Below are 2,790 nucleotides of genomic sequence, written 5' to 3'. Positions count from 1 at the left end.
CTGGACATCGGCAAGAGCGTGGCCTGGAAAGACGGCATCGTCGACCGCCTGACCACCGGCGTTGGCGCCCTGCTGAAAAAGCACGGGGTCAAGGTGGTGCAGGGCTGGGCCAAGGTGCTTGATGGCAAGCAGGTCGAAGTCGATGGCCAGCGCATCCAGTGCGAACACCTGTTGCTGGCCACCGGCTCCAGCAGTGTCGAATTGCCAATGCTGCCGCTGGGTGGCGCGGTCATTTCCTCGACCGAAGCCCTGGCCCCGAAAGCCCTGCCGCAACACCTGGTGGTGGTGGGCGGTGGCTATATCGGCCTGGAACTGGGCATCGCCTATCGCAAGCTGGGCGCGCAGGTCAGTGTGGTGGAGGCGCGCGAGCGCATTCTGCCGACCTATGACAGCGAGCTCACCGCCCCGGTGGCCGAGTCGCTGAAGAAGCTGGGCATCGCCCTGCACCTGGGCCACAGCGTCGAAGGTTACGAAAATGGCTGCCTGCTGGCCGCCGATGGCCAGGGCGGGCAACTGCGGCTGGAGGCCGACCAGGTACTGGTGGCCGTGGGCCGTCGCCCGCGCACCCAAGGTTTCAACCTGGAATGCCTGGACCTGAAAATGAACGGCGCCGCAATCGCCATCGACGAGCGCTGCCAGACCAGCATGCATAACGTCTGGGCCATTGGCGACGTCGCGGGCGAGCCAATGCTGGCGCACCGGGCCATGGCCCAGGGCGAGATGGTAGCCGAGATCATCGCCGGCAAGGCGCGCCGCTTCGAGCCGACGGCGATTGCCGCAGTCTGCTTCACCGACCCGGAAGTGGTCGTGGTCGGCAAGACCCCGGAGCAGGCAAGCCAGCAAGGCCTGGACTGCATCGTCGCGCAGTTCCCGTTCGCCGCCAACGGCCGGGCCATGAGCCTGGAAGCGAAAAGCGGTTTCGTGCGCGTGGTGGCGCGCCGCGACAACCACCTGATCCTGGGTTGGCAGGCGGTGGGCGTGGCGGTTTCCGAGCTGTCCACGGCATTTGCCCAGTCGCTGGAAATGGGCGCATGCTTGGAAGACGTGGCCGGCACCATCCATGCGCACCCGACGCTGGGTGAAGCGGTACAGGAAGCGGCGCTGCGCGCGCTGGGCCACGCCCTGCATATCTGACACTGAAGCGGCCCAGGCCGATTTTACCCGCTGCGCCGTGAGGCGTTGCGGGTGTTTTTTTGTCTGGGGTAGGGGTGATGGCGGGAGGCCACATGGATCGTCTGGGCTGATAGGTGCTTGCCACAGGCGCTGCACCTCTCGCGGCAAGCACCTGTCAGCCCTGATGCGATATCCTAAAACCATAAACCAACTCACTGACCTATGGCGTTCTTCCCGGCCCCCTTGGCCCGGTAAAGCGCTTGGTCGGCACGCGCCAGCAGCGCCTGCTGGTCCTCCCCTTCCTGCCACTGCACCACGCCATAACTCATGGTCAACCGACAATCCCCCACCGGCTCCACCTGCTCCATTACCCGGCGCAAGCGCACTGCCACATCCAATGCCTCCCCCAGCGTGGTCTGCGGCAGCACAATGACGAACTCGTCACCGCCCCAGCGGGCCAACAGGTCCATATCGCGCAGGCATGTGCGCAAGTTCTCGGCCACCCGTACCAGCGCCGCGTCGCCGCGAGCGTGGCCGTAACAATCGTTGATCGGCTTGAAATCATCCAGATCCATGGCGATCAGCGACAATGGCTGGCGAAAGCGCTGGGCTCGCTCGCATTCCCGCTGCAAAGCCTTTTCCAGCCGATAACGGTTGGCAATGCGGGTCAGTGCATCGCGCTCGGCCAGTTCGCGGTTTTCGTCCAGTTGCCGCTGCAGCTGCTGGTTCACCCAGGACAACTCACGGGTGCGTTCGGCCACCTGGCACTCCAGCGACTTATTCTTCTGCTCCAGCTGCGCCACCAGGCGCTTGCCGGCATCGATGTTGCGGTGGGCACCCAGCATGCGCGCGACCGAGCCGTCCTCGTTGCGGGCGATGATGTAGCCGCTGTCTTCGATCCACAGGTAGCTGCCATCGCGGCACCGGCAGCGGTACTCGACCAGGTAATGTTCGTTGCGCTGCTGGATATACGCTTCGAAATGCGCCATTACCCGCGGGTAGTCCTCTGGGTGAATGACGTTTTCCCAGGTGAGGACCGAGTTGTCCATGGAATGGCTGGGGTACCCGAGCATGGCGTACCAGCCTGGGTTGCGGTAGACATAGCCGGTGTTGGCATTCCAGTCCCAGATGCCATCACTGATCAATTCGAACAAGGTGTGCAGCTGCTGTTCACTGAAGCCGGCAGGTGCCGGCCTGGTTTCCTGATTCATGGACGCTCTCCCTGATGCCCAGCAACTGCGCCCCGTTTCATAGGGGCTGCCGACGATGATGGCAATTGCCGCAGACGGCAACATCATGCCTTTGACGGGCAAGCATATGCCCGACGTGCCGCCACCGGAATAGCCCCAACGCGCTATTTGCCTACGGTTTTCCCCGGCAACGGCTCAAGCCAGTTGCAGCAACGCCTCTTCCACAGCGGCAACCTTCTGGTTGCCCTCGGCGCCGGGCAAACGCCATGCGGCGATGCCTACCCTACCAAGCCGGCACGGCCATCACCATGTGCTTCGGCTGGAACCTGTCCGTGCTGGTGGCCATGTACCTGGGTGCTGGCATTCCTGAAGACTGGGCGCGGCCCTGGCCGGTGGCGTGGGCATGGGTGTCCTTTGGGCTTTGAAACACTGGGCGCTGCAGGGCACTTCCACCGCCGCCAAAGGCTCTGCGCCGCAGCATGGAGCA

Annotated in this window: 3 protein-coding genes; 2 read left to right on the top strand and 1 reads right to left on the bottom strand. The window is 64.1% G+C overall.

All coding sequences use genetic code 11. From position 1 onward, the window contains the following. The coding region (locus HP546_RS28755; protein ID WP_172232820.1) for an NAD(P)/FAD-dependent oxidoreductase at positions 1-1,134 on the top strand (1,134 nt) is incomplete at its 5' end. Positions 1,135-1,325: 191 nt separating this feature from the next. Here the strand turns inward: HP546_RS28755 and HP546_RS28750 are convergent. Next, positions 1,326-2,324 (bottom strand): sensor domain-containing diguanylate cyclase, encoded by a 999-nt coding sequence (locus HP546_RS28750; protein ID WP_172232817.1) that lies wholly within the window; start codon positions 2,322-2,324, stop codon positions 1,326-1,328. Positions 2,325-2,569: 245 nt separating this feature from the next. Here HP546_RS28750 and HP546_RS28745 point away from each other — a divergent pair, with 245 nt between their 5' ends. Then, complete coding sequence (locus HP546_RS28745; RefSeq protein ID WP_172232814.1) at positions 2,570-2,728, top strand: hypothetical protein; 159 nt, start codon at positions 2,570-2,572, stop codon at positions 2,726-2,728. Positions 2,729-2,790 lie beyond the last annotated feature (62 nt).

Origin of the sequence: Pseudomonas sp. CM25, assembly GCF_013179705.1 — a bacterium.
Classification (GTDB): Bacteria; Pseudomonadota; Gammaproteobacteria; order Pseudomonadales; family Pseudomonadaceae; genus Aquipseudomonas.
This window is presented reverse-complemented; position numbering and strand designations above follow the sequence as displayed.

Excerpts from the sequence above, each read along its gene's own strand:
- HP546_RS28750 (WP_172232817.1), bottom strand. The coding sequence starts at position 2,324 with ATGAATCAGGAAACCAGGCCGGCACCTGCCGGCTTCAGTGAACAGCAG.
- HP546_RS28745 (WP_172232814.1), top strand. The coding sequence starts at position 2,570 with ATGCGGCGATGCCTACCCTACCAAGCCGGCACGGCCATCACCATGTGC.